This window comes from Delftia tsuruhatensis (genome assembly GCF_903815225.1).
GTDB classification, from domain to species: Bacteria; Pseudomonadota; Gammaproteobacteria; order Burkholderiales; family Burkholderiaceae_C; genus Comamonas; species Comamonas tsuruhatensis_A.
The window spans coordinates 2,616,990-2,640,255 of sequence record NZ_LR813084.1; the positions used below are offsets into that span (position 1 = coordinate 2,616,990).

Below are 23,266 nucleotides of genomic sequence, written 5' to 3' on the forward strand. Positions count from 1 at the left end.
CTGGTTGGGGCGTTTCGGAGGGGGCTCATGCACGGCGTGCCATGCGGGGATCCAGGACATCGCGCAGTGCGTCGCCGAGCAGGTTGACGCCGAGCACCGTCAGAGACAGCAGCAGGCCGGGATAGAGCACCAGCCCGGGCAGCAACTGGAAGTAGGCGCGGCCTTCGGCCATGATGTTTCCCCAGGACGAGACCTCGGGCGGGACACCCGCGCCCAGGAAGCTGAGGATGGCCTCGGTCAGGATGGCCGACGCGAAGATGTAGGTGCACTGCACGATCAGCGGTGCCATGGTGTTGGGCACCAGGTGGCGCAGCATCAGCGTGGGCAGGGGCGTACCCAGCGTCAGCGCCGCCTCCACATAGGGCTCGTTGCGCACGCCGAGGATCACGCCGCGCACCAGGCGCACCACGCGCGGCACTTCGGGAATGGTGATGGCCGCCAGCACCGTCAGCAGGCTGGAGCCCGAGATGGACACCAGGGCGATGGCCAGCAGGATGCCGGGGATGGCCATCAGGCCGTCCATGACGCGCATCACGATGGCATCGACCCAGCGGAAGTAGCCCGCCAGCACACCGATGAGCAGGCCCGCCACCAGGCTGAACGCCGCCACGCCCAGCCCGACCAGCAGCGAGACGCGGGCGCCATGCAGCACGCGGCTGTAGATGTCCCGGCCATAGGCGTCGGTGCCCAGCCAGTGCTGAGGCGAAACGGGCCGCAGCCGCTGTGCCGGATCGATGGCGGTCGGGTCGGTGGCCGTCAGCAGCGGGGCACCGACGGCGGCCAGCACCAGGGCGGCGAGCACCAGCAGCGACAGCAGCACCGGCCAGCTCCCGAGCGTGCGCATCAGGGCGCGGCGCGACGGGTTGGCGGTGGATTGCGGGCCTGCGGCATCGGCCATGTCAGGGGCCGGGATCGGGGGCATGCCGGGGGACGTGGAGATCTGCGTCATGCGGGGCCTCAATAGCGGATGCGGGGGTCGAACACGGTGTACAGCAGGTCCACCACGAGGTTGATCAGCACGTAGACCAGGGCGAACAGCAGGATCAGCGCCTGGATCACCGGGTAGTCGCGCGCCAGCACGGCCTCGACCACCAGCCGGCCCAGGCCGGGCAGGTTGAACACGGACTCCGTCACCACCACGCCGCCGATCAGCATGGCGATGCCCACGCCGATGATGGTGACGATGGGCACGGCGGCATTGCGCAGCGCATGGCCCAGCAGGACGCCGCGTTCTCCCAGGCCCTTGGCGCGGGCGGTGCGGATGAAGTCCTCGTTCATCACCTCGATGACGCTGGTGCGCGTGATGCGGGCGATCAGCGCGATGTAGACACTGCTCAGTGCCAGCGTGGGCAGCGTGATGGAGCGCAGGAAGGGCCACAGTCCCTCGGCCGGTGGCTTGTAGCCCTGTACCGGAAACCAGCCCAGTCCCAGCGACAGCACCAGGATCAGCACATAGCCGGTGACGAACACCGGAATGGAAAAGCCCAGCACCGAAGCGGCCATCACCGCGCGGTCCAGTAGCCGGCCCTGGCGCCAGGCCGCCAGCACCCCCAGGGGAACGGCCACCACGATGGCCAGGACGATGGTGCTGATGCACAGTGCGATGGAGGGTCCCATGCGCTGGATGACCATCTCCGCCACCGGGGTGCCGGACAGCAGCGAGGTGCCCAGGTCGCCACGCAGCAGCTGCCCCATCCACTGGAGGAACTGCTGGTGCAGGGGCTGGTCCAGGCCCAGGCTTTGCCGGATGGATTCCAACTGCTGCGGCGTGGCGGAGTCGCCGGCCAGGATGGCGGCCGGATCGCCCGGCGTCAGCCGCAGGATGGCGAAGACCACGCCGGCCACGACGGCCATCACCGGCAGCGCCGCCGCCAGGCGTCTGAGGACGAAGGTGAACATGGGCTGCTCCTGCGTGTGGCGTTCACAGCTTCTGGATGTTCCAGAACACCGGCACCGGCGCTTGCAGCGCACCGCTGATGCTCTTGCGGTAGGCGGCCGGCACGTAATACTGGCCCATGGGCAGCAGCACGCCTTCGTCGATGACCAGTTTCTGGATCTGGCCGGCCAGCTGCTTGCGCTGGCCCTCGTCAGCGGCGCGCGAGAACTGGATGCGCAGTCGCTCGATCTCGGGGACGTCGGGCCAGCCGAACCAGGCCTGGCGGCCGTTGGCGGCGACGCCGAAGGCGCGCAGCGGGTCCGAGGCCTCGGCCATCACGTTGTTGGTGGCGAAGATGCTCCAGCCGCCTTCCCTGGGTGGTGACTGCACGGCACGCCTGGTGATCACCGTCTGCCAGTCCATGGCCTGCATCTGGACCTTGAAGCCGGCCGCGCGCAAGGCCTGGCCGATCACCACCGGCTGGGTGTTCACCGAGGGGGTGTCGGTGGGCTGCAGAATGACCACGGGCGTGCCGTCGTAGCCGGCTTCCTTGAGCAGCTCCTGCGCCTTGGCGGGATGGGCCTTGACCGAGACATCGGCGCCCTCCTGGCTTTCGTAGGGCGCGCCGCAGCCGAACAGCGCCGCGCAGGTCCTGAAGTACTGCGGATTGCCGATCATGGCCTGCAACACCGCCTGCTGCCCCACCGCCAGCATCGCCGCCTGGCGGATCTTCCTGTCGTTGAACGGCGCGTGCAGGTGGTTCATGCGCATCACCGTCTGGTAGCCTTGCGGGTCCAGCACCTGGATCTGGATGTCCTTGTTGGCGCGCACCATGGGCTCCAGGTCGAAGGGCAACTGCTCCAGGTAGTCGATCTCGCCATTGGTCAGTGCATTCACCGACGTCATGGCGTCGGGCATGGCAATCCACCTGACCCGGTCCACGAGCACCTTCTTGCCGCCGGCCAGGCCGCTGGCCGGCTCGGCGCGTGGCAGGTAGTCGGCGTTCCTCTCGTAGACCACCTGCACGCCGGGCTTGAACTCGGCCATGACCATCTTGAAGGGACCCGAGCCGATGTGCTGCGTGATGGCCTGGGTCGGCGGCGTGTCGGCGATGCGCCTGGGCATCATGAAGGGAGCCACTCCGCTGGGCTTGGCCAGCGCGCGCAGCGGCAGGTCGCTGGCCTCCTTCATCGTGATCTGGAAACTGCCGGCATCCAGCACCTTGATGCCGGCCATCTCGCTGCTCAGCAACTGCCCCATCTTGTCTTGCGTGGCCCAGCGCTTGATCGAGGCCACGCAGTCCTCGGCCGTGACCGGGCCGCCGTCATGCCATTTGAGTCCTTCGCGCAGCTTGAACGTGTAGCTGCGGCCACCGTCCGAAACGCTCCACTCCCGCACCATCTGCGGACGGATCTGGTTGTCCTTGTCCGTGGCCAGCAGCGTGTCATAGATCATGTAGCCATGGTTGCGCGTGATGTGCGCCGTGGTGATGATGGGATCGAGCACGCGCAGCGGCGAATGCATCACCGCGTTGACGGTCTTGCCCTGGGCGAAGGCCGCCGCGCCGGGCACCATCGCGCCGCAGATGGCCAGGCAGGCGGCAACGGCCGTCTGGGTGATGGGGGGCATGGTCTTTCTCATCTTCATCCTCCTCCTGAGGGGCGGTTTCTGGGGAAAAAAACGGGGGCTCAGGGCCGGGCCGCGCGGGCAATGGCCTCGCCACGGCGCAGCAGTTCCTGGTGTTCGTCGTCGGGCATCAGGGCGCCGCCGGTGGTCCAGACGATGTGGCTGGCCTGCCGCGGCACGAAGCCCGGGCCCAGCGCCTGCAGGTAGCGGCGGCCCGCTTCGGTGTGCAGCAGCGCCCGCGGGCCGCTGACGGCCGCCGCCGCCGAGGCCTCGACCTTGAGCCCGGCCAGCGCTTTCAGCCGCCACGTATCGGCGCACAGGCTGTCGTCGTCGGCCACCGCGATGCCGGACAGGCGGCTGCGCATCAGCGGGTAGACCAGCTCGGAGGCGCAGGGCACGGCCAGGCCGTCGGCCAGGGTGCGGTTGTGCTGGCCGGCGTCGTAGATGCTGATTCCGGGGCGGTCGGGGTGCTGCATGCGCACCAGAAAGCACGAGGAATCCGCCGGCTCGATGAAGAAGCAGTGCACATGCGCGCCAAAGGCCTGCCGGAGCCCGAAGCACACGCCGCCCGGCGCGCCGCCCACGCCGCAGGGGATGTAGACGAACAGCGGATGCTGCGCGTCCACCACGACGGACTGCGCGGCCAGTTGCGCACGCAGCCGGCGCGCTGCCACGGCGTAGCCGCAGAACAGCGATGCGGAGTGCTCGTCATCGACGAAGTGGCACAGCGGGTCCTGGCGTGCCTGCTCGCGGCCGCTGGCCACGGCCTGCCCGTAGTCGCCCGGGTATTCGAGCACGGTCACGCCATGGTCGCGCAGCCGCTGCCTTTTCCAGGCCTTGGCCTCGCTGGACATGTGCACGGTGGCGCGAAAGCCCAGCGCCGCCGCCATGATGCCGATGCTCATGCCCAGGTTGCCCGTGGAGCCGACGGCGACTTCGTGGCGTGCGAAGCAGGCGCGCGCCGCGGCCGAGGCCAGCCTCCCATGGTCTTCGCCCGGTGGCAGCAGGCCGTGGCGCTGCGCCACCTGCTCGGCGAATTCCAGCACCTCGTGAAAGCCCCCGCGTGCCTTGATCGATCCGGCCACGGCCAGCTGGTGGTCGGCCTTGATCCAGAAGCGTCCCGCGCCGGCCGCCTGCGGCCCGATCAGGGCCTCGGACTGCGCACGGGACAGCGGCAGCAGCGGTGATTCGACGATGCCGCCCGTGGCGGCCAGTTCCGGGAACAGCCGTTGCAGCAGTGGTGCGAAGCGGTCCAGCCGCGCCTCGGCGGCATCAATATCACTTTCATCAATGGATTGCGTGTGTTCCAGGCGGATTTCCGTGCCATGCTCCGGATTGATCCAAAGTGGAAGATTGGTATCGGAAGCCTGTGCTCCGAGGGACATCATTGGTATTTTCCCCAATTCATTCATGGATTTGCCGAAGATTCGTGCTTGCTGCTCTGTCGTGCATTCTGTGGACAGGTTGGACCGAGGACAAATCAATACTGTCAATTCATGCATTAGTAATACCAATGAAGAATCATCTTTCCTCCTCACTGCTGGCCTGGCTGCGCTGCTTTGATGCCGTGGCCCGCAACAGCAGCTTCACGCTGGCGGCCAATGAGCTGCATGTGACCCAGGGATCGATCAGCCAGCAGGTCCGCAAGCTGGAGGAGTACCTGGGCGTGACCTTGTTCGAGCGGCGGGGGCGGCAACTGGCGTTGACGCGCGAAGGCGCGCGCCTGGCGCTGGCCTCGGGCCAGGCATTCGAGTCGCTGAACCAGGCCGTCGGCAAGCTGCGCCGCAGCCCGGGCAGGAGCACGCCGCTGAACCTGAGCTGCTCACCGTCGTTCGCACTGCTGTGGTTGACGCCCCGGGTCAGCGATCTGCTGCAGGGACAGGCCGAGCTGTCGGTGCGCATCTATGGCGAATTCCATGTGCTGGACCGCGCCAGCATGGCCTTGAACGGAATACAGGCAGGCATCCGCTTTGATCCCGGGCACTATGCCGACCTGCATGCCGAGCGCTTCCTGGACGAGTGGCTGGTGCCCGTGGCCACGCTCGGGTTCGTGCGTGCGCATCCGCATCTGCGCGACATCGGCGAGCTGCCGCCGCAGCTGATGCTGCACGACGAAAGTCCCTGGCAGGATGCGCCTTCGAACATCGAGTGGGATACCTGGCTGAACGCCATGGGCGCGGCCGTGCCCCGGCACGGCGGCGCGTGCTTCAACCTGTCGCAACTGGCCATGGTGGCGGCGCTGGCAGGACAGGGCGTGGCCATGGGCCGGCTGGCCCTGGTGTACGACGAACTGCTCAGCGGCCGGCTGGTGGCCTTGTTCCCGTTCGCCGTGCGTTCGCGGGCCAGCTACCACTTCCTGTTCACGCAGGCGCCTGCCGGCGGCCCCGAGCATCTGCGCCAATGGCTGCACGACGCCGGAGCACGCTTTGCACGCGAGCGCGATCAACTGCTGGAGCGGCTGGGGATCGCGCAGCGCGGGTGACCGCCACCAGGACGGGCCGGCGGGCAGCGCTCCGATAATGGCGTTCGCCCGGGAGCCAGCATGGACATCAACCTCATCCGCAACTTCGTCGAAATCGTGGACGCGCGCAGCCTGAGCGCGGCGGCGCGCCAGCGGGACATCACGCGCTCGAAGGTGAGCAAGGAGCTCAAGGCACTGGAGGCGGCCATGGGCGTGACGCTGCTGCACAGGACCACGCGCTCCATCCTGCTGACGGCGGCGGGCGAGGTGCTCTACGAGCATGGCCAGAGCATCATCCGCGAGGTGGAGGCCGCGCAGGGCGCCATCGACGCGCTGCGCCAGGTGGTGACCGGCACGGTGCGCCTGAGCGTGCCCACGGGGCTGGGGGAGATGTACCTGGCCGACCTGCTGCTGGCCTTTCGCAAGCGCCATCCCGAGGTGCGCATCCGCGTGCTGTTCTCCAACCGGGTCAGCGACCTGATGAGCGCGCAGGTCGATGTGGCCGTGCGCCTGGCGCAGGAGGTGCAGGAACACCTGGTGGCGCGGGACCTGGGGCCGGTGGAGTTCGGCCTGTATGCGAGCAGCGCGTTTGCCCGGGGACGGCCGTTCCACAGTCCCATGGACATTCCCAACGGCGTGCTGCTGACGCCACCGGGCGATGGCAGGACCTATGCCATCACGGTGAGCGACGGGCAGCGCGAGGTGGGTCTGAAGTGCGAGCCCTTCATCACCAGCGAGCACTTTCCCTTCCTCAAGCAGGCCATGGCCAAGGGCCACGGCGTGGCGGCCCTGCCGCACTACATGGTGGCCGACGAGCTGCGCGCGGGTGCCGTGCAGCGCATGTGCCCGGACTGGACGGTGTCCGGCCTGGGTGACAGGCTCTACATCATCACGGCCGAGGACCGCCGGCCCTCGCATGCGGTCAAGGCCCTGACGGAGTTCCTCAAGGTCAGCCTGCAGCGGTTCGTGCAGCAGGGGGGAACACGCTAGTTGTCCAGCGAGATGTTGTTGTCCGTGATGACCTTGCGCCACATCTGGCTGTCAGATGCCAGGAACTCGTCGAGCTGGGCCTGGGTCTGCGGTTGCCTGGCGGCCAGGGTCTGCTGGCCCAGCGCCCTGGCGAACCCGGGGTCGAGCAGGACTTTGTTCACGGCCGATTGCAGGGTGCTGCGCGCCTGCGCGGGCGTGCCGGCGGGCAGGGCGATGCCGAACCAGGTCGAAGCCTTGAAGCCCGGTACGCCCGACTCTGCGACGGTGGGCGTCTGCGGCAGGAACTGCGAGCGCTCGGGGCCCGTGGTGGCGATGGCGACCAGCTTGCCGGCCTTGATGTGGGGCAGGGAGGTGCCGGCCACGTCGACCATGAGCTGGGTGTCGTTGGCCATCAGTGCCGTGAGCGCGGGGGCGCTGCCGTTGAAGGGAATGTGGGTGGCGGCCACATCCAGGCGGGCCTTGATGAGTTCGGTGGTCAGCTGCAGCGGGTTGCCCAGTCCCACGGAGCTGTAGTTGAGCTGGCCCGCATGGGTCCTGGCATAGGCCTTGAGGTCGGCCACGGTCCTGATGCCGGTCTGGCTGTTGGTGACCAGGACCAGGGGCGCCTCGGCCAGGATGTTGGTCAGGCGCAGTTCCTTGTCGGGGTTGTAGCTGAGCTTCTTGTAGAGCAGGGGGTTGAGCACCATGGAGGCGTTGCTGGCCAGCAGCAGGGTGTAGCCATCGGCCGGCGAACGCGCCACGGCCGAGGCCGCGATCATGGTGTTGGCGCCGGGGCGGTTCTCCACCACCACCGATTGTTTGAGTTCGGTGGACAGGTGGGTGGCCAGGGTGCGGGCCAGCACGTCCACCGAGCCGCCCGGCGCATAGGGTGCGATGAGCTTGATGGGCTTGGCGGGGTAGTCCGACTGGGCGAATGCGGCGGGTGCGGCCGCCGCGGCGGCAAGCAGCAGGGCGATGGCTTTGTTCTTCATGGCTTTGTCTCCTGTGGTGGTTGGATTCAGACCTTGCGCTGCGTCGCGGCCCAGTGGGCGTCGCGCAGCTTTCTCTTGGCGATCTTTCCGTTGTCGTCGCGGGGCAGTGCCTGGAAGGCGAAGCTGCGCGGCAGCTTGTAGGCGGCCAGGCGACCCTTGAGCCAGTCCCTGAGTTCGGCCTCGGCCAGTGCGCCTGGCTGGCTGGTCTCGATCAGGGCCAGCAGCCGCTCGCCGTATTCGGCGTCGGGCACGCCGATGACGGCGCAGTCGGCCACCAGCGGATGCCTGAGCAGCTCGTTCTCGATCTCGGCCGGGTAGATGTTCACGCCGCCCGAGATCACCATGTCCGAGTCCCGGTCGCAGACGTAGAGAAAGCCCTCTTCGTCCAGGTAGCCCATGTCGCCCAGCGTGATCAGGCCGTCGCGCTCCATCTGGCGGCGTGCCTCGTCCCTGCCCTTGTAGCTGAAGTCGGCATAGGCGGGCTGGCGCACATAGATCAGGCCGACCTCGCCCGCGGGCAGCTCCCGGCCCTGCTTGTCGAGGATGCGGACCTGGGCGTCCAGCAGCGGCCGGCCCGCGCTGCCGGGGTGGGTGAGCGCATCCCCGGAGCCGATGAAGGTGACCAGACCCGCCTCGCTGGACGCATAGGTCTCGTTGACGATGGGGCCCAGCCATTCGATCATGGCCTTCTTGATCTCGGGTGCGCAGGGCGAGCCCGTGGAGGCGATGAAGCGCAGCGAGGAGGTGTCGTAGCGCTCGCGCACCTCGCGGGGCAGCCGCAGCAGGCGCACATACATGATGGGCACCATGTAGGCCGTATCGATGCGGTGTTCCTGCACCAGCCGCAGGAAGCGCTCGGGGTCGAAGCGCTGCTCCAGCACCAGCAGTTCGCTGGACATGAGCGCGTTCTGGAAGTAGACGCTGGGCGCGCTGTGGTAGATGGGGGCGGTCAGCAGGGTGCGTGCGCCGGGTTGCAGGCCGTAGCCGGCCTGGATCAGCGCGCGGCCCGCGGCCTGGCGCCGGGGCAATTCATCCAGGGGAAAGGCGTGGCGCAACACGCCCTTGGGCTTTCCGGTCGTGCCCGAGGTATAGGCCATGTGGCCGCGCGGCGCGGCCGGCGGGCCGTCGTAGGGCCCCTGGGCCGAGAGCCAGGCCTCGTAGTCCTGGGCGGGCTCGCGGGCGCCTGCGACGCGCCGTGGCAGATCGGCATAGAGCTCTCCCTGGAGCCCGTCGAGCAGGTCCTGGCTGGTGATGAGGGCGCGCGCGCCGCTGTCGGCCAGGATGTAGTCGATCTCCGTGGCGGTGAAATGCCAGTTGATGGGGCAGTAGTAGATGCCCGCGATGCGGCAGGCATGGACCACGTCGGCGTATTCGATGCCGTTGCGCAGGAAGACGGCGAGCACGTCGCCCTCGGCCAGGCCCAGGCCGCGCAGGCCCCGGGCCAGGCGGCTGCCGCGCAGTTGCTGGTCGGCGGGCGTCAGCGCATGGCCTTCGAAGACCAGGGTGGATTGCGGTGTGGCGGTGCTCATGCGGGGGCGCCTTCCTGTGCCGCGTCCTGTGTGGCGGGGCGGCTGGCGGCCCTGGCCATCTGCCGGGCGTGGGCCCAGTCGGCGTCGTCCCAGGCCTGGTATTCGGTGAAGTAGGCGCCGTTGGCCAGGGCATCGCCGCCATCGAGCGTGATGGTCTGGCCGTTGAGCCAGCTGTTGCCCGGGGCCAGGATGAAGGCGGCCATGTTGCCGATGTCCTCGTCCGTCCCCAGGCGGCGCATGGGGTTGTCCAGGCGGCGGCGGTCGGCCGAATCCTCGTTGCCCTCGATCCGGGGACGCAGCCGCTGGCTGGCGCCCTGGGTGGGAATCACGCCCGGCGCGATGGCGTTCAGGCGTATGCGCCTGGGCCCCCATTCCACGGCCAGCGACTTGGTCATGGCGTCCAGCCCGGCCTTGGACATGGCCGAGGGCACGACGAAGGGCGATCCCGTGTCCACCCAGGTGACGACGATGGACAGCACCGCGCCCGGCAGGCCTTCGGAGATCCAGCGCCGGCCCACGGCCTGGGTGACGTAGAACGTGCCCCGGAAGACGATGTCCGAGATGGCGTGGAAGCCGTTGATGCTCAGGTCCTCGGTGCGGCTGACGAAGTTGCCGGCCGCATTGTTGATGAGGGCGGTGAGCGGGCCATGGGCGCTCCAGATGCGGTCGATCACGGCATTCACAGCCTCGGGCTGGCGGATGTCGAGTTCGTGGGCGAAGGCCCGGGCACCGAGGTCGGCCTGCAGCCTGTCGCAGGCCTGCTGCACCACGGCCAGGCGCCGGCCGCACAGGTGCACCTCGGCCCCCAGTTCCGCCAGCCTGGTGGCCATGGCGAGGCCCAGCCCCGTGCCCCCGCCCGTGACCAGGACGCGCTGGCCCTGGAAAAGATGTGTCTCGAACATGTATGCCTCCTTTTGTCTCCACTCTAGGGAGACGGAGGCACTTCGAAAAGCCGGGCTCTGGAACCCGGTTGGTTCCGTGGTGGAAACAATGAGCGGGTTTCTTCGGCGTCTGCCGGATCAGGGCGCCGGCCCGTGCCCTGCCTTGGTGGCCGCGCCGCGCAGTTGCGCGACCTGGCTGGCCGTGACGTCGGCGGGCAGCCCGCCCATCGTGGCGCGCATGAAGCTGGCCAACTCCGCCACCTGGGCATCGTCCAGGTCCCCCATGAAACCCGGCATGCCGGGCAGTGGAGTGGGGCGCTCGCTGCCGCCCGGGTGCTTGGGCAGCCCGACCAGGATGGCCAGCACCAGGTTGCGTGCATCTGCCTGCCGTACCGTGCTGTTGCCCGCCAGTGGGGGCATGGTCAGGCTGCGACCCAGGCCTTCGCTGCCGTGGCAGCTGGCGCACAGCGCCATGTAGTGGCGGCGGCCGCCATCCAGCGCCGGGGATGTGTCGGCGGCCGGTGCCGGCAGCGCTTGCGCGGTGGGGGGCGTGTCTCCGAGCAGGAAGGTGGACAGCGCGGCGATGTCCTCGCCCGTGAAATGCCGCGTGCTGTTGGCGATGACCTCGTGCATCTCGTCGAAGGCGCTGCCATGGGCAGAGAAGCCGGCTTGCAGGAACTGCGCCATGCCCCCGGATGTCCAGCCGCGCGCGGCCAGGCCCTTCGCCGTGATGTCGGGGGCCGTGAACAGCGACAGGGTGCCGCCCTGGAGCCACTGGTCCTTTTGCATCTGTCCGAACAGGCCGCGCGGCGTATGGCATTCGGCGCAGTGGCCCATGACGTTGCCCAGGTACTGGCCGCGCAGCCAGGCGGGGCTGTGGCCCTGGCTGCCCACGGGCAGGGGATCGCCGGACAGGAACAGCGTCTTCCAGCCGAACATGAGCACGCGCAGGTTGAAGGGGAAGGGCAATTCGGGCTTGTGGTTGGGCCGGGCCACGGGCCGGGTGTTCATGAGGTAGCCGTAGATCAGGTCCGAGTCCTCGCGCGTCATCCGGTGGTAGGAGACATAGGGCATGGCCGGATAGAGCTGGCGCCCGCCCGGGGCGGTGCCGCGCGTGACGGCGGCGTGGAATTCATCGGCCGTCCAGCGGCCTATGCCGTGGTCGGGGTCCGGGCTGATATTGGTGCCGTACAGGGTGCCGAAGGGGTGGGCAGGGGCTTGCCGCCGGCGAACGGCTGGCCGCCGGGGCTGTCGTGGCAGGCCATGCAGTCGGCCGCGCGCGCCAGGTACAGGCCCTGGGCCAGCTGCTGTGCGCTGCGGTGCACGGTCTGCGGATCGCGCTGGGGCACATGGGGGCGGTTGCCCCAGATGGCGGCGATGGTGAAGAGCACGAGCAGCAGCAGGATGAGCAGCAGAAGGCCGCCCCAGCGCCTGCGCGGCCTGGGGGGGGCGGGGCCGGACGGGCGCGGCTGTAGTCGGCTTCGCCGGGCCGGGTGGGCGGGTCGGCCTCAGGAGGGGGGGGCATCGGAACTGGGGGCGGTCATGGCGCTCATCCTTTCAGCGTCAGGCCGGGCGTGGACAGGATCAGGTCCTTCACGGCGGCGTAGTAACGCACATAGCCGGTGCAGCGGCACAGATGGGGCCGCAGGGCGTCCTCCACGGCCTGTTCCACCTCGGCGGGCCGCAGGGGGGCCTTGGCCAGCCGCTCCACCAGCACCGTGGCCGCGATGACGAAGCCCGGCGTGCAGTAGCCGCACTGGAAGCTGAAATGCTCCAGGTACTTCTGCTGCACGGGGCTGATGGCGATGACCTTGCGCGGAGGCTGACCGGGCTGCGGTGCCTGGGCCGCGGCCTCGGCCGGGTCGGCAATGCCTTCGATGGTGCGCACCTTGCGGCCCTCGAAATAATGGGCGCCCGTGATGCAGGTGCGCATCTCGCGGCTGCCCTCGGGGCCATCCACGATGACGGTGCAGGCCCGGCATTCGCCGATGCCGCAGCCCAGGCGCGAGCCCGTGAGGTTCAGGTACTCGTGCAGGAAGTCGATCATGGGCATGCCCTCGGGCACGTCCAGGGGGCCGACGCCGTGGCCGTTGACGGTCAGGGACAAGGGGCGTGGGTGCAGGCTCATGATGCGAGGGCCTCCCTGATCTTCTGCGGCGTCACGGGCAGGTCGTGGAAGCGCTTGCCGATGGCATGGTGCAGTCCGTTGACGATGGCGGCGACGATGGGGATCATCACCACCTCGGCGATGCCCTTGGGCGGGTCGGTGTCCGACAGCGGTGCCAGCAGCTCGGCCGTCTGCTTCCACACGGCCACCTCATTGCCGCGCGGCAGATGGTAGCGGTGGAAGTTCCAGTTGCCGTCGCCGGGGCCGCCTTCGTACAGCGGCAGGAACTCGTGCAGCGCATGGCCTATGCCCATGGCGATGCCACCCTCCAGCTGGCCATGGACCAGCTCGGGCACGATGGGCTTGCCGCATTCCAGGATGGAGTGATGGCCCAGCAGCTCGACGGCGCCCGTGCCCAGGTCCACGGCCAGTTCCACCAGCGCGGCATTGGCGCTGTAGTAGGTGACGCCCGCGTTGTTGCGCTGCATGGGCGGGTAGAACAGGTTGCGCCGCGTGACCATGCGGTAGCCGGCGCCGCTGCGCCTGGCGGTCAGGGAGGCCTCGATGGGCGTGGCCGCCTGGGGCATTTCATCGGGGGCGGGCATGGGCGCGGCGGCCTGGGCGTCGGGGGCACTGCCCAGGCGCACGGCCAGCGCGTCCAGCGGCCTTCGCAGGCTGGTGCCCAGGATGTCGAAGTCCGCCTCGGCCCATTGCCAGCGGTTGAAACTGTGTCCCACCGCCCCCGTGACCAGTTGCAGGGCATGGGCCTTCTGGGCCAGGGCCTGCAGCGACAGCGGCTGCATTCCGTTGGCCGTGAGCATGCCGTTGACCCAGCGCGCATCCTCGCGGCGCACCACGTAGGGCGCTTTCTGGCCACCGCCGATGCCCTGGCTCCAGAGGGCCACGGCGGCCGGCCACAGGCCGTGCTCGAAGACCACGCGCGCGGTTTCGCTGGTGGCGTGGCTGTAGTAGTAGGCCGAGTTGCTGGCACTGGCGGGCGAGGCGTAGACCGGCGTCCACAGCGGCCTGGCCATGAGCCGGTCCTGCTCGCTCTGGGCCATGGTGTAGTTGTCTCCCTCGGCCTTCAGGGGCAGTTCGGGCCAGTCCAGGCAGGCGGTCTGCAGTTCGTCGGCCGGCTTGCCGAACCATGGCATGCACAGCTGGGCCTGCGAGGTGCCCATGCCCGTGCCGATCTCGGTGCCCGAGTGGTGCAGCACCACGCGGCCCTGGGGCGAGATCTCGATGCGCGCGAAGGCCGCCTCCCCGCCCGTGCCGAAGTCCTTTTGCACGCAGGCGAAGCCCACCCCGTAGCGCTGGCCCGGATGGCGCGCCTCATGGTCGGCCTTGCGCTTGGCACGCTCGGTCCATAGCGGGTGGCGACGGGCGCGCTCCAGTACCTCGTCGGCGCGCAGCGCGCCCGCGGCGATGGCGCCCTGGGTGTTCCTGGCGCCCGAGGTCAGCACGTTGCGCAGGCGCAGCTCGATGGGGTCGATGCGCAGCAGCTCGGCGATCTCGTCGACCATCATCTCGGTGGCGGCCATGCTTTGCAGCGTTCCGTAGCCGCGCGCCGAACCGGCGTCCAGCGCGCGGCTGGCCAGCGCCACGGCCGTGATGTCGTTCTTGGGGAAGTAGTAGATGGACTGGGCCGCCGTGCCGCCCACCATGGCCACCGAGGGCGAGAAGTTGGCCCGGCCGCCGCCATTGGCCGTCATGCTGGCCACGAAGCTCTGGAACAGGCCTGTCTTCCTGTCTACGGCGATGGTGTAGTCGATCTCGAAGGCGTGGCGCTTGAGCGAGGACTGGAACTGCTCGAAGCGGTCGTTGGCCAGGCGCACGGGCTTGCCGTCCGCATAGAGCGCGCAGACCAGGCCGTAGTAGGGCATGGGCGCATGGTCCTTGGAGCCGTATCCCACCGTGTAGCAGGGGTGGATGAAGAGATTCCTGAGCGGGTAGCTGCTGGCCCGCACCATGGGCGCGGCCCATTCGGCCACCTCGTGGGGGGATTGCGTGGCCAGCACCATGTGCAGGCTTTGCGTGGCCGCGTCATACCAGCAGTTGGCGTTGTCGGGCTCCAGCGCGGCCGTGTCCACGGACTGGGTGGCGTAGTGGCGCTGCAGCACCAGCCAGTCGGCCGGCGGCGTGGCCAGTTCCTGGGCGATCTGCTCGGCCGCGCGCAGCCCGCGCGCGGTCACCGCGTCGGCCTTGGAGATCTGCGGCCAGACCAGGGGCTTGCGCTCGGCAGGGAACAGGGGGGCATCGCGCAGGCTGGAGAACACGTCGTCGTCGAAGGCCGTGGCGCCGCCCTGGCGCACATAGCGGAACACGCCCCAGGGCGGACGGTCCGGCGCGCCCGTGACGCGTCCATAGCGGATGACGCCGGCCGTGGCCTGCAGCCGCTCCTTGGCGAAACGAAAGCGCGCGAAGTCGTGGTAGATCAGGATGGCCACGGCCTGGCCCAGGTAGGCGGGCGTCTTGCCGGCCGGCAGCAGCATGTCCTCGCCGTAGAACGCGGGAAAGGCCAGGCCGTCGCGTGCCAGGTCCTCGGCCGTGACCACGCGGTCGGGGGCCAGCTCTCCATCGAGGGCGGACAGGTCGATGCCGTCGAAAAGGCGGTCCGCCAGAGTGGTGCGCACCATGAAGGCATGGGACTGCTGCTGGGGCCAATGGGGCATGTCGCGTGCCCGTATGTCGCGGGCAAAGACCTTGGCGCCCATGACCTTGGAGCGTCCGTCCATCCGAAAGCGCGGCAGCTGGGTGGCGGGCTCGCGCGGCACGCCGCCCAGAACGCGCTCCTCGAACAAGGCCGCATAGGCCTGGCTTGCCAGCGGCGCCACCCAGACGCTGACGCCTGCAACGGTGGCGGCCTGCAGGAAACCGCGCCTGGACACGGCCGCAGGCGTGGCTGTGGCCGGTGCAGGGCCAGGGGTGGATTGTTGTTGTGGGCGCATGGCGCTCTTCTCCTGTGGGGGTGGAGCCAATGTAGGAGGGCGCGTGGCCTGGCGCCTGTCAGCCGAAGGCGCTAGTGGCGTCAGCGGATCGCGCACGGCGAAGGGCAGCAGGCACCGACATAGCCCGGCACGGGCAAGGCGTGCCCACATTCAGGCATAGTTGAGGGTTATCCAGAAAGTGGAGCGCCCTGCCTGTACCTGGAGTACATAACCGGGGCTTCTTATTACTTTATTTCTCTATAGTTTGCGGCTTCATATCTGCAACCTATATTGCAGCAACTTCCCAACAATGCGCAGCGGCGTCCTTCGGTCGCCCTGCGCCGTGGCGTGTTTTCATGATCGAGATTCGGGATCTTTCCCTGACCTACAAGGGCCCCACGGGGCCTGTCCATGCCTTGCGTGGCATCCACCTGCAGATCCAGTCGGGCGAGGTGTTCGGCATCATCGGCCGCAGCGGCGCGGGCAAGAGCTCGCTGGTGCGCTGCCTGAACCTGCTCAACCGCCCGACCTCCGGCCAGGTGCTGGTGGGCGGGCGCGACCTGATGCAACTGAGCGATGCCGAGCTGCGCACGGCGCGCCGCGACATCGGCATGGTGTTCCAGCATTTCAACCTGCTGTCCTCGCGCACGGTGTTCGACAATGCCGCGCTGCCGCTGGAGCTGGCGGGCATGTCCAGGGAAGACATCAAGAAGCGCGTCGATCCGCTGCTGGACCTGGTGGGCCTGAGCGCGCTGCGCGACCGCTACCCGGCCCAGATCTCGGGCGGACAAAAGCAGCGCGTGGGCATTGCGCGCGCGCTGGCCAGCCACCCCAAGGTGCTGCTGTCGGATGAGGCCACCTCGGCCCTGGACCCGGAGACCACGCGCTCCATCCTGGACCTGCTGCGCAAGGTCAACCGTGAGCTGGGCCTGACCGTGGTGCTGATCACCCACCAGATGCAGGTGATCAAGCAGATCGCCGACCGCGTGGCCGTGATCGACGGCGGACAGATCGCCGAGATGGGCCCCGTGATCGATGTGTTCACACGCCCGCAGCAGGCCATCACGCGCAGCCTGATCGACGAGATCGTGCCCCAGCAGCTGCCCGAGTCGGTGACCACGCGCGTCAACGCGCTGGCGGCCCAGCTGGCCCCGGGCCAGCAAGGCCGCCTGCTGCGCCTGTCCTATGCGGGCGAGAGCGCCTACCAGCCCATCCTGTCGCACCTGATCCGCGAGCTGGGGCTGGACCTGTCCATCCTGCATGGCCAGATCGACGAGATCCAGGAGCAGACCTTCGGCTCGCTGGCCGTGTTCGCCAGCGGCGATGCGGCCAGGATCGATGCGGCCGTCGAGCACCTGCGCGCTGGCGGCGTGCAGGTCCAGATCGTTTCCACCAGGGATTGAGCGATGTTTGAGAATTTTTCGGAAATGATGCTGGAGCTGTTCGTCAGCTCGCTGTGGGAGACCATCATCATGGTCGGCGTGTCCGGCCTGGTCGGCGGCCTGATCGGCATTCCGCTGGGCGTGTTCCTGCGCCTGACGGACCATGGCGGCGTGCTGCAGAACGGCCCGGCCAACAAGATCGTGGGCTGGATCGTCAACGCGCTGCGCTCCACGCCCTTCATCATCCTGCTGGTGGCCATCATCCCGCTGACGCGGCTGATCACGGGCTCGTCCATCGGCACCTGGGCGGCCGTGGTGCCGTTGACCATCGCGGCGGCGCCCTTCGTGGCGCGCCTGGTGGAGACCGCGCTGCGCGAGGTGGACAACGGCCTGGTGGAAGCAGCCCAGTCCATGGGCGCCACCACCGGCCAGATCGTCTGGAAGATCCTGCTGCCCGAGGCGCTGCCCGGCATCGTCGCGGGCCTGACCATCAGCTTCGTGAGCCTGACCGGCTACTCGGCCATGGCCGGCGCCATCGGCGGCGGCGGCCTGGGCGACCTGGGCATCCGCTATGGCTACCAGCGCTTCCTGCCCGACGTGATGCTGGCCGTGGTCGTCATCCTGATCTTCTTCGTGCAGGCCATCCAGAGCCTCGGTGACTGGGCCGTGCGTCGGCTGAGCCACCGCTGATCCACCACTCCCCAAGGCGCCAGCAAGGGCACAGCGGCAAGACCATGAGCACTTCCAACTCCATCCTGTCCGACGCGGATTTCGTGGGCGCCGTCGGCGTGCACTGGGAGCGCCGCCCGCTGGCGCCCGAGCCCGGCCTGGCCGCACTGCTGGACCGGCCCCAACTGGACGAAGGTGGCAAGGCGACCGTGGTCCAGGCCGTGGGCGCCCTGGTGATCGATGAGTGCGTGGCCCACGGCTACCACAGCATGGACCTGGTCGTGCTGCACCCGGGCACGCCAGGGCTGGACGAGACACTGGAGCGCTTCGACAAGCCCCACACCCATGCCGACGACGAGGTGCGCTACATCCTGGACGGCGAAGGCCTGTTCGGCTTCTTCGACGCCAGCGGCCAGGAGCGCGTGCTGCGCGTGGGCCCCGGCGACTACCTGCGCATCCCGGCCGGCGTGGAACACCGCTTCACGCTGACGGCCGCGCGGCGCATCAAGGCGCTGCGCCTGTTTGCCGACACGGCCGGCTGGGTGGCCCAGTACACGCAGCGGCCTGCGCCCGCCATGGTGGCGTGCGCCTGAGAATCCGGCGCTTTCCATCCTGTGGCGTTCCGGCCATGAAAAACGCCCCCGGCAATGACGGGGGCGTTTTTCATGGAGCGGGCGGTTCAGCGGTTCACAGTGTGCCGGCCTTCTGGCGCGCGATGGCGTCGGCCACACCCTTGCCGTAGGCGGGGTCGGCCTGGGTGCAGTGCGCTATGTGCTTTTGCACGATGTGCTCGGACACGCCGGCGATGTTGCGCGCCGTGTTCTCGAACAGGCGCTGCTGCGCATCGGGCGTGAGCAGGCGGAACAGGTCGCCGGGCTGGGTGAAGTAGTCGCTGTCGTCCTCGCGGTAGTTCCAGCGATCGGCCGCGCCGTTGAGGGCCAGCGGCGGCTCGGCGAACGCGGGCTGCTCCTGCCATTCGCCCTTGGTGTTGGGCTCGTAGGCGATGGTGCCGCCGTAGTTGCCGTCCACGCGCATGGCGCCGTCACGGTGGTAGGCGTGGTAGGGGCAGCGCGGCGCGTTCACGGGGATCTGGTGGTGGTTCACGCCCAGGCGGTAGCGCGCCGCGTCGCCATAGGAGAACAGGCGCGACTGCAGCATGCGGTCGGGCGAGGGGCCGATGCCCGGCACCAGGTTGGCCGGCGTGAACGAGGCCTGCTCCACATCGGCGTGGTAGTTGCGCGGGTTGCGGTTGAGCTCCATCACGCCGACCTCGATCAGCGGGTAGTCCTTCTTGCTCCAGACCTTGGTCAGGTCGAAGGGGTGGAAGCGGTAGGTCTCGGCCTCGTGCTCGGGCATGATCTGCACGCACAGCTTCCACTTCGGGAACTCGCCGCGGTCTATGGCCTCGAGCAGGTCGCGCTGGCTGCTTTCACGGTCGGAGGCGACCACGGAGGCGGCCTCGGCATCGGTGAAGTTTTCTATGCCCTGCTGGCAGACCCAGTGGAACTTGACCCAGTGGCGTTCGTTGCTGGCGTTGATGAAGCTGTAGGTGTGCGAGCCGAAGCCATGCATGTGGCGGTAGCCGCGCGGGATGCCGCGGTCGCTCATGACGATGGTGATCTGGTGCAGTGCCTCGGGCAGGCCGGTCCAGAAATCCCAGTTGTTCTCGGGCGAGCGCAGGTTGGTGTAGGGGTCGCGCTTGACGGCCTTGTTCAGGTCGGGGAACTTGAGCGGGTCGCGGAAGAAGAACACCGGCGTGTTGTTGCCCACCAGGTCCCAGTTGCCTTCCTCGGTATAGAGCTTGACGGCGAAGCCGCGGATGTCGCGCTCGGCATCGGCCGCGCCGCGCTCGCCGGCCACGGTGGAAAAGCGTGCGAACACCTCGGTCTGCTTGCCGATCTGCGAGAAGACCCTGGCGCGGGTGTAGCGCGTGATGTCGCCGGTGACGGTGAAGGTGCCGAAGGCGCCCGAGCCCTTGGCGTGCATGCGGCGCTCGGGGATCACTTCACGGTTGAAGTGGGCCATTTTCTCCAGATGCCACAGATCCTGCAGCAGCATGGGGCCGCGCGGGCCGGCGGTCAGCGAGTCCTGGTTGTTGGGAACCGGGGCGCCTGCGGCGGTGGTGAGCTTGTGGGTCATGGTCTCTCCTTGATCGAGGGGTGGTAGCGGCGCCGGTCCGCCCAGGGCGGCTCGGCGCTTGGAAAATCAATAGCTGTGTGCTATCGAATTGCTTTTATTGTTGTTTCGTTCTATGGAGGCGACAAGGCTTTGGCGATTGGGAAATCTCAACTGCGCCATAGCCAAAATTCGCGACGTTGTCACATGCCTGGGCGGGCATGCTTTTTGCCAAGGATTGTGTTGCGTGGCCGCAGATGGCCTGTGTAGGCCGTGACCTTGTCAGCCCGAGACCAGCTTGTGCACCAGGTCGGCGGCCGTGGAGGCACCGTACTTGCGCATCAGGCGCGCGCGGTAGATCTCCACCGTGCGGTGGCTGATGGCCAGGGCGCGGCCGATCTCCTTGGAGGTCAGTCCCTCCAGCAGGCGCGCGGCCACCTCGCGCTCGCGGCCCGTGAGTTCGGCCTTGACGGGGCGCTGGGCGCTGAGGTCCTCGAAGCTCCAGATGCCCGAGGCATGGGGGTCGCTGCGGTCCAGCGTGCGGCCCGTGACATGGCACCAGAAGGTCTCGCCGTTGGCGCGCTTCATGATGCGGTTGTCCGAGTAGAAGCCCCGGGCGTTGAGAATGGGGGCGATGCGCGCGCCCAGGCGCTCGTACTCGTCGGCGCTGGGGTAGAGAATCTGGAAGGTCTGGCCGATCAGCACCTCGCGCGAGGCGGCGAACATCTCGCAGACTTGGCGGTTGCAGTCGATCATGGTGCGGTTGCGCGAGATCACGAGGCCGACGGGGGCGGCGTCGAACGCCAGCCGGTAATCTATATCCATGGTGCAAGTCTTTACGAAAAACTACCTAGTCAGGTACGTAGTATCGTAGCGCATCCATTCTGAAGGAGACATGTGTGAAAAAGCTCTACCCCTCCGCGGAGCAGGCGCTCCAGGGCGTCGTGGCTGACGGGCAACTGCTGGCCGTGGGCGGCTTCGGCCTGTGCGGCATTCCCGAGGCGCTGATCGACGCGCTGCGCGACAGCGGTGCCAAGGGCCTGACGGTGATCTCGAACAATGCGGGCGTGGATGGCTTCGGCCTGGGCAAGCTGCTGGAGACGCGCCAGATCAAGAAGATGATCTCGTCCTATGTGGGCGAGAACAAGGAGTTCGAGCGCCAGTACCTGGCCGGCGAGCTGGAGCTGGAATTCACGCCCCAGGGCACGCTGGCCGAGAAGCTGCGCGCCGGCGGCGCGGGCATTCCCGCCTTCTTCACCAAGACCGGCGTGGGCACCATCGTGGCCGAGGGCAAGGAGCTGCGCGAGTTCGACGGCGAGACCTATGTGATGGAGCGCTCGCTCGTGCCCGATGTCTCCCTGGTCAAGGCCCATCGCGCCGACAAGAGCGGCAACCTGCAGTTCCGCCTGACCGCGCGCAACTTCAATCCCGCCGCCGCCACGGCCGGCAAGGTCTGCATCGTGGAGGTGGAGGAGGTGGTCGAGGTCGGCGAGATCGCGCCTGACGACATCCACCTGCCCGGCATCTACGTGCACCGCATCGTGCACAACCCGAATCCCGAAAAGCGCATCGAAAAGCGCACCATCACAGAAAAACAAGGAGCCTGACCATGCCCTGGACCCAAGACCAGATGGCCGCCCGCGCGGCCCAAGAACTCGAGGACGGCTTCTACGTCAACCTGGGCATCGGCATTCCCACCCTGGTGGCCAACCACACGGGCGACAAGGAAGTGTGGCTGCAGTCCGAGAACGGCATGCTGGGCATCGGCCCCTTCCCGACCGAGGACGCCGTGGATGCCGACCTGATCAATGCCGGCAAGCAGACCGTGACCACGATCGCGGGCTCTTCCATCTTCGGCAGCGACCAGTCCTTCGCCATGATCCGCGGCGGCAAGATCAACCTGTCCATCCTGGGCGCCATGCAGGTGTCCGAGAAGGGTGACCTGGCCAACTGGATGATTCCGGGCAAGATGGTCAAGGGCATGGGCGGCGCCATGGACCTGGTGGCCGGTGTCAAGCGCGTCATCGTGCTGATGGAACATGTGGCCAGGAAGAAGGACGGCACGACCGACCTCAAAATTCTGCCCGCCTGCACCCTGCCTTTGACCGGCGTGGGCGTGGTGGACCGTATCATCACCGACCTGGGAGTGATGGACGTGACGCCGCAGGGCCTGAAGCTCGTGGAACTGGCCCCCGAAGTGAGCTTCGAGGAAATCCAGTCCAAGACCGGTGTCACGCTGATCCGCTGATTGGTCCACGCAGGGCCGGCGCATGGCGTCGGCTTTGGAACAGGAGCCCGCCATGTGCGGGCTCTTGCGCTCATGTTTTCAAGAATCGAGCCAAGGAGAGTCTTCTTTATGACGGATGCGGCCACGCGCAGTCCACCGACCGCACAGGGATGGAAAGACGAGGGCGTGCATTTCCTGCGCGCCGTCACCGACATGGCCGAGCATTGCAACGTGGTGACCGGCGAGCCCATCTTCAACGACAAGGGCGTCAAGCTCGTGGACAAGGGCGCGCGCATCGACAGCCGCATGTACGAGCGCCTGGTCAAGCACAAGCTGCGCGACGCCATCGACAAGCACCTGGGCGTGGACAACCGCGTGGACGTGCTGGCCATCGAGGCCCAGGCCATGGTGCAATGCGAGACCGTGGACCTGATGGGCCGCCTGGTGCAGTCGCTGGAGGGCACGGACCGGCTGCTGGCACCGCTGCGCCTGATGGTGCTGCCGCCGCAGATCGCCTTCAAGCTGACGGTGATGCGCGAGCAGCGCCCCGAGCTGTTCGCCCACAGCCTGCAGATGATGCTGGTGGCCATCTACCTGGCACTGCAAAGCGGCTGGAGCGAGCGCGAATGCGGTCCCCTGGCCACGGCGGCCCTGTTGCACGATGTGGGCATGCTCTACATGGACCCGGCCTGGACCGATCCCAGCTACCGGCTCACGGGTGCCGAGCGCAAGCACCTGGTGGCCCATTCGGTCACCGCCATGCTCATCATGCGCAGCACGGGGGCGTATTCGCAGGATGTGGAGATGGCCGTGCTCGAGCACCACGAGCGCATGGATGGCACGGGCTATCCACGCGGCGTCCATGGCGATGCCATCTCCAGGATGGGCCAGATCCTGCTGCTGGCCGAGGTGGTCTCGGCTTTCTTCGACAAGTTCCAGGACCTGCCGGGCCAGCGCCTGTCGCTGATGCTGCGCATGAACCACCGGCGCTACCCTGCGGACCTGGTGGGCATCCTGCTGCCGCTGCTGTATGACGAGATATCACCGGGCACGCCGCTGCCGCCCCTGCAGGCCGAGGTCACGCACAGCGTGGCGGCCCTGTCGGCCGCCTTCCAGATGTGGGAGACGCTGAGCCAGTCCTTTCCCGAGCGCTGGCAGGCCATGCCCGACCACCAGGCGGCCGTCTACATCGAATCGAGCATCGGTGGGCTGCAAAAGCAGCTGGCCGAGGCCGGCCTGCACCCCAACCAGCACACCACCTTGCTGGCCTATCTCAAGGACGACGTGCAGGGCATGAGCGAGCTGGCCCTGCTCAGCCGCGAGGCCCTGTGGCAGCTGCAGGCCATCGTCAACGCCTGCCTGCGCCGCTGGCCCGGCATCCATGCCCGCGCGCATGCCGTGGACAGCGCCGTCGCGCAGTGGTGCGATGCCTGCATGCAGATCGACGCCGGATCGCCGCCAGGCGGTGCAGCGCGAGCGCCAGCGCACTGAGACAGCCGGGCTTG

The 23,266-nt window shown here is 68.1% G+C and carries 21 protein-coding genes; 8 read left to right on the forward strand and 13 right to left on the reverse strand.

All coding sequences use genetic code 11. From position 1 onward, the window contains the following. Positions 1 to 25: 25 nt before the first annotated feature. The 4 genes from L1Z78_RS11835 to L1Z78_RS11850 are packed head-to-tail and all read right to left on the reverse strand — an operon-like array spanning position 26 to position 4,890. Positions 26 to 949 (reverse strand): ABC transporter permease, encoded by a 924-nt coding sequence (locus L1Z78_RS11835; RefSeq protein ID WP_418921698.1) that lies wholly within the window; start codon positions 947 to 949, stop codon positions 26 to 28. 8 nt (positions 950 to 957) lie between these two features. Next, complete coding sequence (locus L1Z78_RS11840; protein ID WP_234641679.1) at positions 958 to 1,899, reverse strand: ABC transporter permease; 942 nt, start codon at positions 1,897 to 1,899, stop codon at positions 958 to 960. Between the two features lie 22 nt (positions 1,900 to 1,921). Continuing rightward, the gene (locus tag L1Z78_RS11845) at positions 1,922 to 3,505 is read right to left on the reverse strand and encodes an ABC transporter substrate-binding protein (RefSeq protein ID WP_234641680.1); all 1,584 of its coding nucleotides are present in this window, start codon (positions 3,503 to 3,505) and stop codon (positions 1,922 to 1,924) included. Between the two features lie 59 nt (positions 3,506 to 3,564). Next, the gene (locus tag L1Z78_RS11850) at positions 3,565 to 4,890 is read right to left on the reverse strand and encodes a D-serine ammonia-lyase (RefSeq protein ID WP_234641681.1); all 1,326 of its coding nucleotides are present in this window, start codon (positions 4,888 to 4,890) and stop codon (positions 3,565 to 3,567) included. A 125-nt stretch (positions 4,891 to 5,015) separates the two neighbouring features. Here L1Z78_RS11850 and L1Z78_RS11855 point away from each other — a divergent pair, with 125 nt between their 5' ends. Together L1Z78_RS11855 and L1Z78_RS11860 are read left to right on the forward strand one after the other, a co-directional pair. Next, positions 5,016 to 5,984, forward strand: coding sequence for a LysR family transcriptional regulator (locus L1Z78_RS11855; protein WP_234641682.1), 969 nt, complete (start codon positions 5,016 to 5,018; stop codon positions 5,982 to 5,984). Positions 5,985 to 6,044: 60 nt separating this feature from the next. Next, positions 6,045 to 6,953 (forward strand): LysR family transcriptional regulator, encoded by a 909-nt coding sequence (locus L1Z78_RS11860; protein ID WP_234641683.1) that lies wholly within the window; start codon positions 6,045 to 6,047, stop codon positions 6,951 to 6,953. Here L1Z78_RS11860 and L1Z78_RS11865 read toward each other — a convergent pair. From L1Z78_RS11865 to L1Z78_RS11895, 7 genes are all read right to left on the reverse strand, one after another. Continuing rightward, entirely contained in the window at positions 6,950 to 7,924 is a 975-nt protein-coding gene (locus tag L1Z78_RS11865) for a Bug family tripartite tricarboxylate transporter substrate binding protein (protein WP_234641684.1), read from the reverse strand. The genes L1Z78_RS11860 and L1Z78_RS11865 overlap by 4 nt on opposite strands. A 26-nt stretch (positions 7,925 to 7,950) precedes the next feature. Continuing rightward, the gene (locus L1Z78_RS11870; RefSeq protein WP_234641685.1) at positions 7,951 to 9,453 is read right to left on the reverse strand and encodes an acyl-CoA synthetase; all 1,503 of its coding nucleotides are present in this window, start codon (positions 9,451 to 9,453) and stop codon (positions 7,951 to 7,953) included. Further along, positions 9,450 to 10,355, reverse strand: coding sequence for an SDR family oxidoreductase (locus L1Z78_RS11875; protein ID WP_234641686.1), 906 nt, complete (start codon positions 10,353 to 10,355; stop codon positions 9,450 to 9,452). Before L1Z78_RS11875 ends, L1Z78_RS11870 begins: the two co-directional genes overlap by 4 nt. 117 nt (positions 10,356 to 10,472) lie before the next feature. Further along, the gene (locus L1Z78_RS11880) at positions 10,473 to 11,408 is read right to left on the reverse strand and encodes a c-type cytochrome (RefSeq protein WP_234641687.1); all 936 of its coding nucleotides are present in this window, start codon (positions 11,406 to 11,408) and stop codon (positions 10,473 to 10,475) included. Between the two features lie 77 nt (positions 11,409 to 11,485). Continuing rightward, the gene (locus L1Z78_RS11885; RefSeq protein ID WP_234641688.1) at positions 11,486 to 11,725 is read right to left on the reverse strand and encodes a hypothetical protein; all 240 of its coding nucleotides are present in this window, start codon (positions 11,723 to 11,725) and stop codon (positions 11,486 to 11,488) included. 158 nt (positions 11,726 to 11,883) lie between these two features. Then, positions 11,884 to 12,462 carry a (2Fe-2S)-binding protein gene (locus L1Z78_RS11890; protein ID WP_234641689.1) on the reverse strand — a complete coding sequence of 193 codons (579 nt, stop codon included), beginning with the start codon at positions 12,460 to 12,462 and terminating at the stop codon, positions 11,884 to 11,886. Then, positions 12,459 to 15,389 (reverse strand): xanthine dehydrogenase family protein molybdopterin-binding subunit, encoded by a 2,931-nt coding sequence (locus L1Z78_RS11895; RefSeq protein ID WP_234641690.1) that lies wholly within the window; start codon positions 15,387 to 15,389, stop codon positions 12,459 to 12,461. The genes L1Z78_RS11890 and L1Z78_RS11895 overlap by 4 nt, the downstream gene beginning before the upstream one ends. 335 nt (positions 15,390 to 15,724) lie before the next feature. Here L1Z78_RS11895 and L1Z78_RS11900 point away from each other — a divergent pair, with 335 nt between their 5' ends. From L1Z78_RS11900 to L1Z78_RS11910, 3 genes are read left to right on the forward strand one after another with little or no spacing between them, the layout of a single operon-like run. Beyond that, positions 15,725 to 16,771 carry a methionine ABC transporter ATP-binding protein gene (locus L1Z78_RS11900; protein WP_234641691.1) on the forward strand — a complete coding sequence of 349 codons (1,047 nt, stop codon included), beginning with the start codon at positions 15,725 to 15,727 and terminating at the stop codon, positions 16,769 to 16,771. A 3-nt stretch (positions 16,772 to 16,774) separates the two neighbouring features. Continuing rightward, positions 16,775 to 17,440: a methionine ABC transporter permease gene (locus L1Z78_RS11905; RefSeq protein WP_234641692.1), complete on the forward strand. Its 666-nt coding sequence runs from the start codon at positions 16,775 to 16,777 to the stop codon at positions 17,438 to 17,440. Positions 17,441 to 17,484: 44 nt separating this feature from the next. Continuing rightward, positions 17,485 to 18,012 carry a 1,2-dihydroxy-3-keto-5-methylthiopentene dioxygenase gene (locus tag L1Z78_RS11910; RefSeq protein ID WP_234641693.1) on the forward strand — a complete coding sequence of 176 codons (528 nt, stop codon included), beginning with the start codon at positions 17,485 to 17,487 and terminating at the stop codon, positions 18,010 to 18,012. Between the two features lie 94 nt (positions 18,013 to 18,106). Here L1Z78_RS11910 and L1Z78_RS11915 read toward each other — a convergent pair whose 3' ends face one another. Together L1Z78_RS11915 and L1Z78_RS11920 are read right to left on the reverse strand one after the other, a co-directional pair. Next, a complete protein-coding gene (locus L1Z78_RS11915; RefSeq protein WP_234641694.1) occupies positions 18,107 to 19,558 on the reverse strand; it encodes a catalase in 1,452 nt (483 codons plus the stop codon). 258 nt (positions 19,559 to 19,816) lie between these two features. Next, the gene (locus tag L1Z78_RS11920; RefSeq protein WP_234641695.1) at positions 19,817 to 20,359 is read right to left on the reverse strand and encodes a PAS and helix-turn-helix domain-containing protein; all 543 of its coding nucleotides are present in this window, start codon (positions 20,357 to 20,359) and stop codon (positions 19,817 to 19,819) included. 74 nt (positions 20,360 to 20,433) lie between these two features. On the opposite strand from L1Z78_RS11920, the gene L1Z78_RS11925 reads away from it, so the two are divergent. The 3 genes from L1Z78_RS11925 to L1Z78_RS11935 all read left to right on the forward strand — a co-directional run bounded on the left by L1Z78_RS11925 (position 20,434) and on the right by L1Z78_RS11935 (position 23,252). After that, entirely contained in the window at positions 20,434 to 21,141 is a 708-nt protein-coding gene (locus tag L1Z78_RS11925; RefSeq protein WP_234641696.1) for a CoA transferase subunit A, read from the forward strand. A 2-nt stretch (positions 21,142 to 21,143) separates the two neighbouring features. Continuing rightward, complete coding sequence (locus L1Z78_RS11930) at positions 21,144 to 21,782, forward strand: 3-oxoacid CoA-transferase subunit B (protein WP_234641697.1); 639 nt, start codon at positions 21,144 to 21,146, stop codon at positions 21,780 to 21,782. Between the two features lie 108 nt (positions 21,783 to 21,890). Beyond that, positions 21,891 to 23,252, forward strand: a complete 1,362-nt coding sequence (locus L1Z78_RS11935) for an HD-GYP domain-containing protein (protein WP_234641698.1) — start codon at positions 21,891 to 21,893, stop codon at positions 23,250 to 23,252. The last annotated feature ends 14 nt before the right edge of the window (positions 23,253 to 23,266 follow it).

Coding starts and splice junctions, on each gene's coding strand:
- L1Z78_RS11930 (WP_234641697.1), top strand. CDS start 21,144: ATGCCCTGGACCCAAGACCAGATGGCCGCCCGCGCGGCCCAAGAACTC.
- L1Z78_RS11875 (WP_234641686.1), bottom strand. CDS start 10,355: ATGTTCGAGACACATCTTTTCCAGGGCCAGCGCGTCCTGGTCACGGGC.
- L1Z78_RS11870 (WP_234641685.1), bottom strand. CDS start 9,453: ATGAGCACCGCCACACCGCAATCCACCCTGGTCTTCGAAGGCCATGCG.
- L1Z78_RS11910 (WP_234641693.1), top strand. CDS start 17,485: ATGAGCACTTCCAACTCCATCCTGTCCGACGCGGATTTCGTGGGCGCC.
- L1Z78_RS11920 (WP_234641695.1), bottom strand. CDS start 20,359: ATGGATATAGATTACCGGCTGGCGTTCGACGCCGCCCCCGTCGGCCTC.
- L1Z78_RS11890 (WP_234641689.1), bottom strand. CDS start 12,462: ATGAGCCTGCACCCACGCCCCTTGTCCCTGACCGTCAACGGCCACGGC.
- L1Z78_RS11915 (WP_234641694.1), bottom strand. CDS start 19,558: ATGACCCACAAGCTCACCACCGCCGCAGGCGCCCCGGTTCCCAACAAC.
- L1Z78_RS11845 (WP_234641680.1), bottom strand. CDS start 3,505: ATGCCCCCCATCACCCAGACGGCCGTTGCCGCCTGCCTGGCCATCTGC.
- L1Z78_RS11850 (WP_234641681.1), bottom strand. CDS start 4,890: ATGATGTCCCTCGGAGCACAGGCTTCCGATACCAATCTTCCACTTTGG.
- L1Z78_RS11855 (WP_234641682.1), top strand. CDS start 5,016: ATGAAGAATCATCTTTCCTCCTCACTGCTGGCCTGGCTGCGCTGCTTT.
- L1Z78_RS11840 (WP_234641679.1), bottom strand. CDS start 1,899: ATGTTCACCTTCGTCCTCAGACGCCTGGCGGCGGCGCTGCCGGTGATG.
- L1Z78_RS11865 (WP_234641684.1), bottom strand. CDS start 7,924: ATGAAGAACAAAGCCATCGCCCTGCTGCTTGCCGCCGCGGCGGCCGCA.
- L1Z78_RS11835 (WP_418921698.1), bottom strand. CDS start 949: ATGACGCAGATCTCCACGTCCCCCGGCATGCCCCCGATCCCGGCCCCT.
- L1Z78_RS11900 (WP_234641691.1), top strand. CDS start 15,725: ATGATCGAGATTCGGGATCTTTCCCTGACCTACAAGGGCCCCACGGGG.
- L1Z78_RS11860 (WP_234641683.1), top strand. CDS start 6,045: ATGGACATCAACCTCATCCGCAACTTCGTCGAAATCGTGGACGCGCGC.
- L1Z78_RS11895 (WP_234641690.1), bottom strand. CDS start 15,389: ATGCGCCCACAACAACAATCCACCCCTGGCCCTGCACCGGCCACAGCC.
- L1Z78_RS11905 (WP_234641692.1), top strand. CDS start 16,775: ATGTTTGAGAATTTTTCGGAAATGATGCTGGAGCTGTTCGTCAGCTCG.
- L1Z78_RS11935 (WP_234641698.1), top strand. CDS start 21,891: ATGACGGATGCGGCCACGCGCAGTCCACCGACCGCACAGGGATGGAAA.
- L1Z78_RS11880 (WP_234641687.1), bottom strand. CDS start 11,408: ATGCCCTATGTCTCCTACCACCGGATGACGCGCGAGGACTCGGACCTG.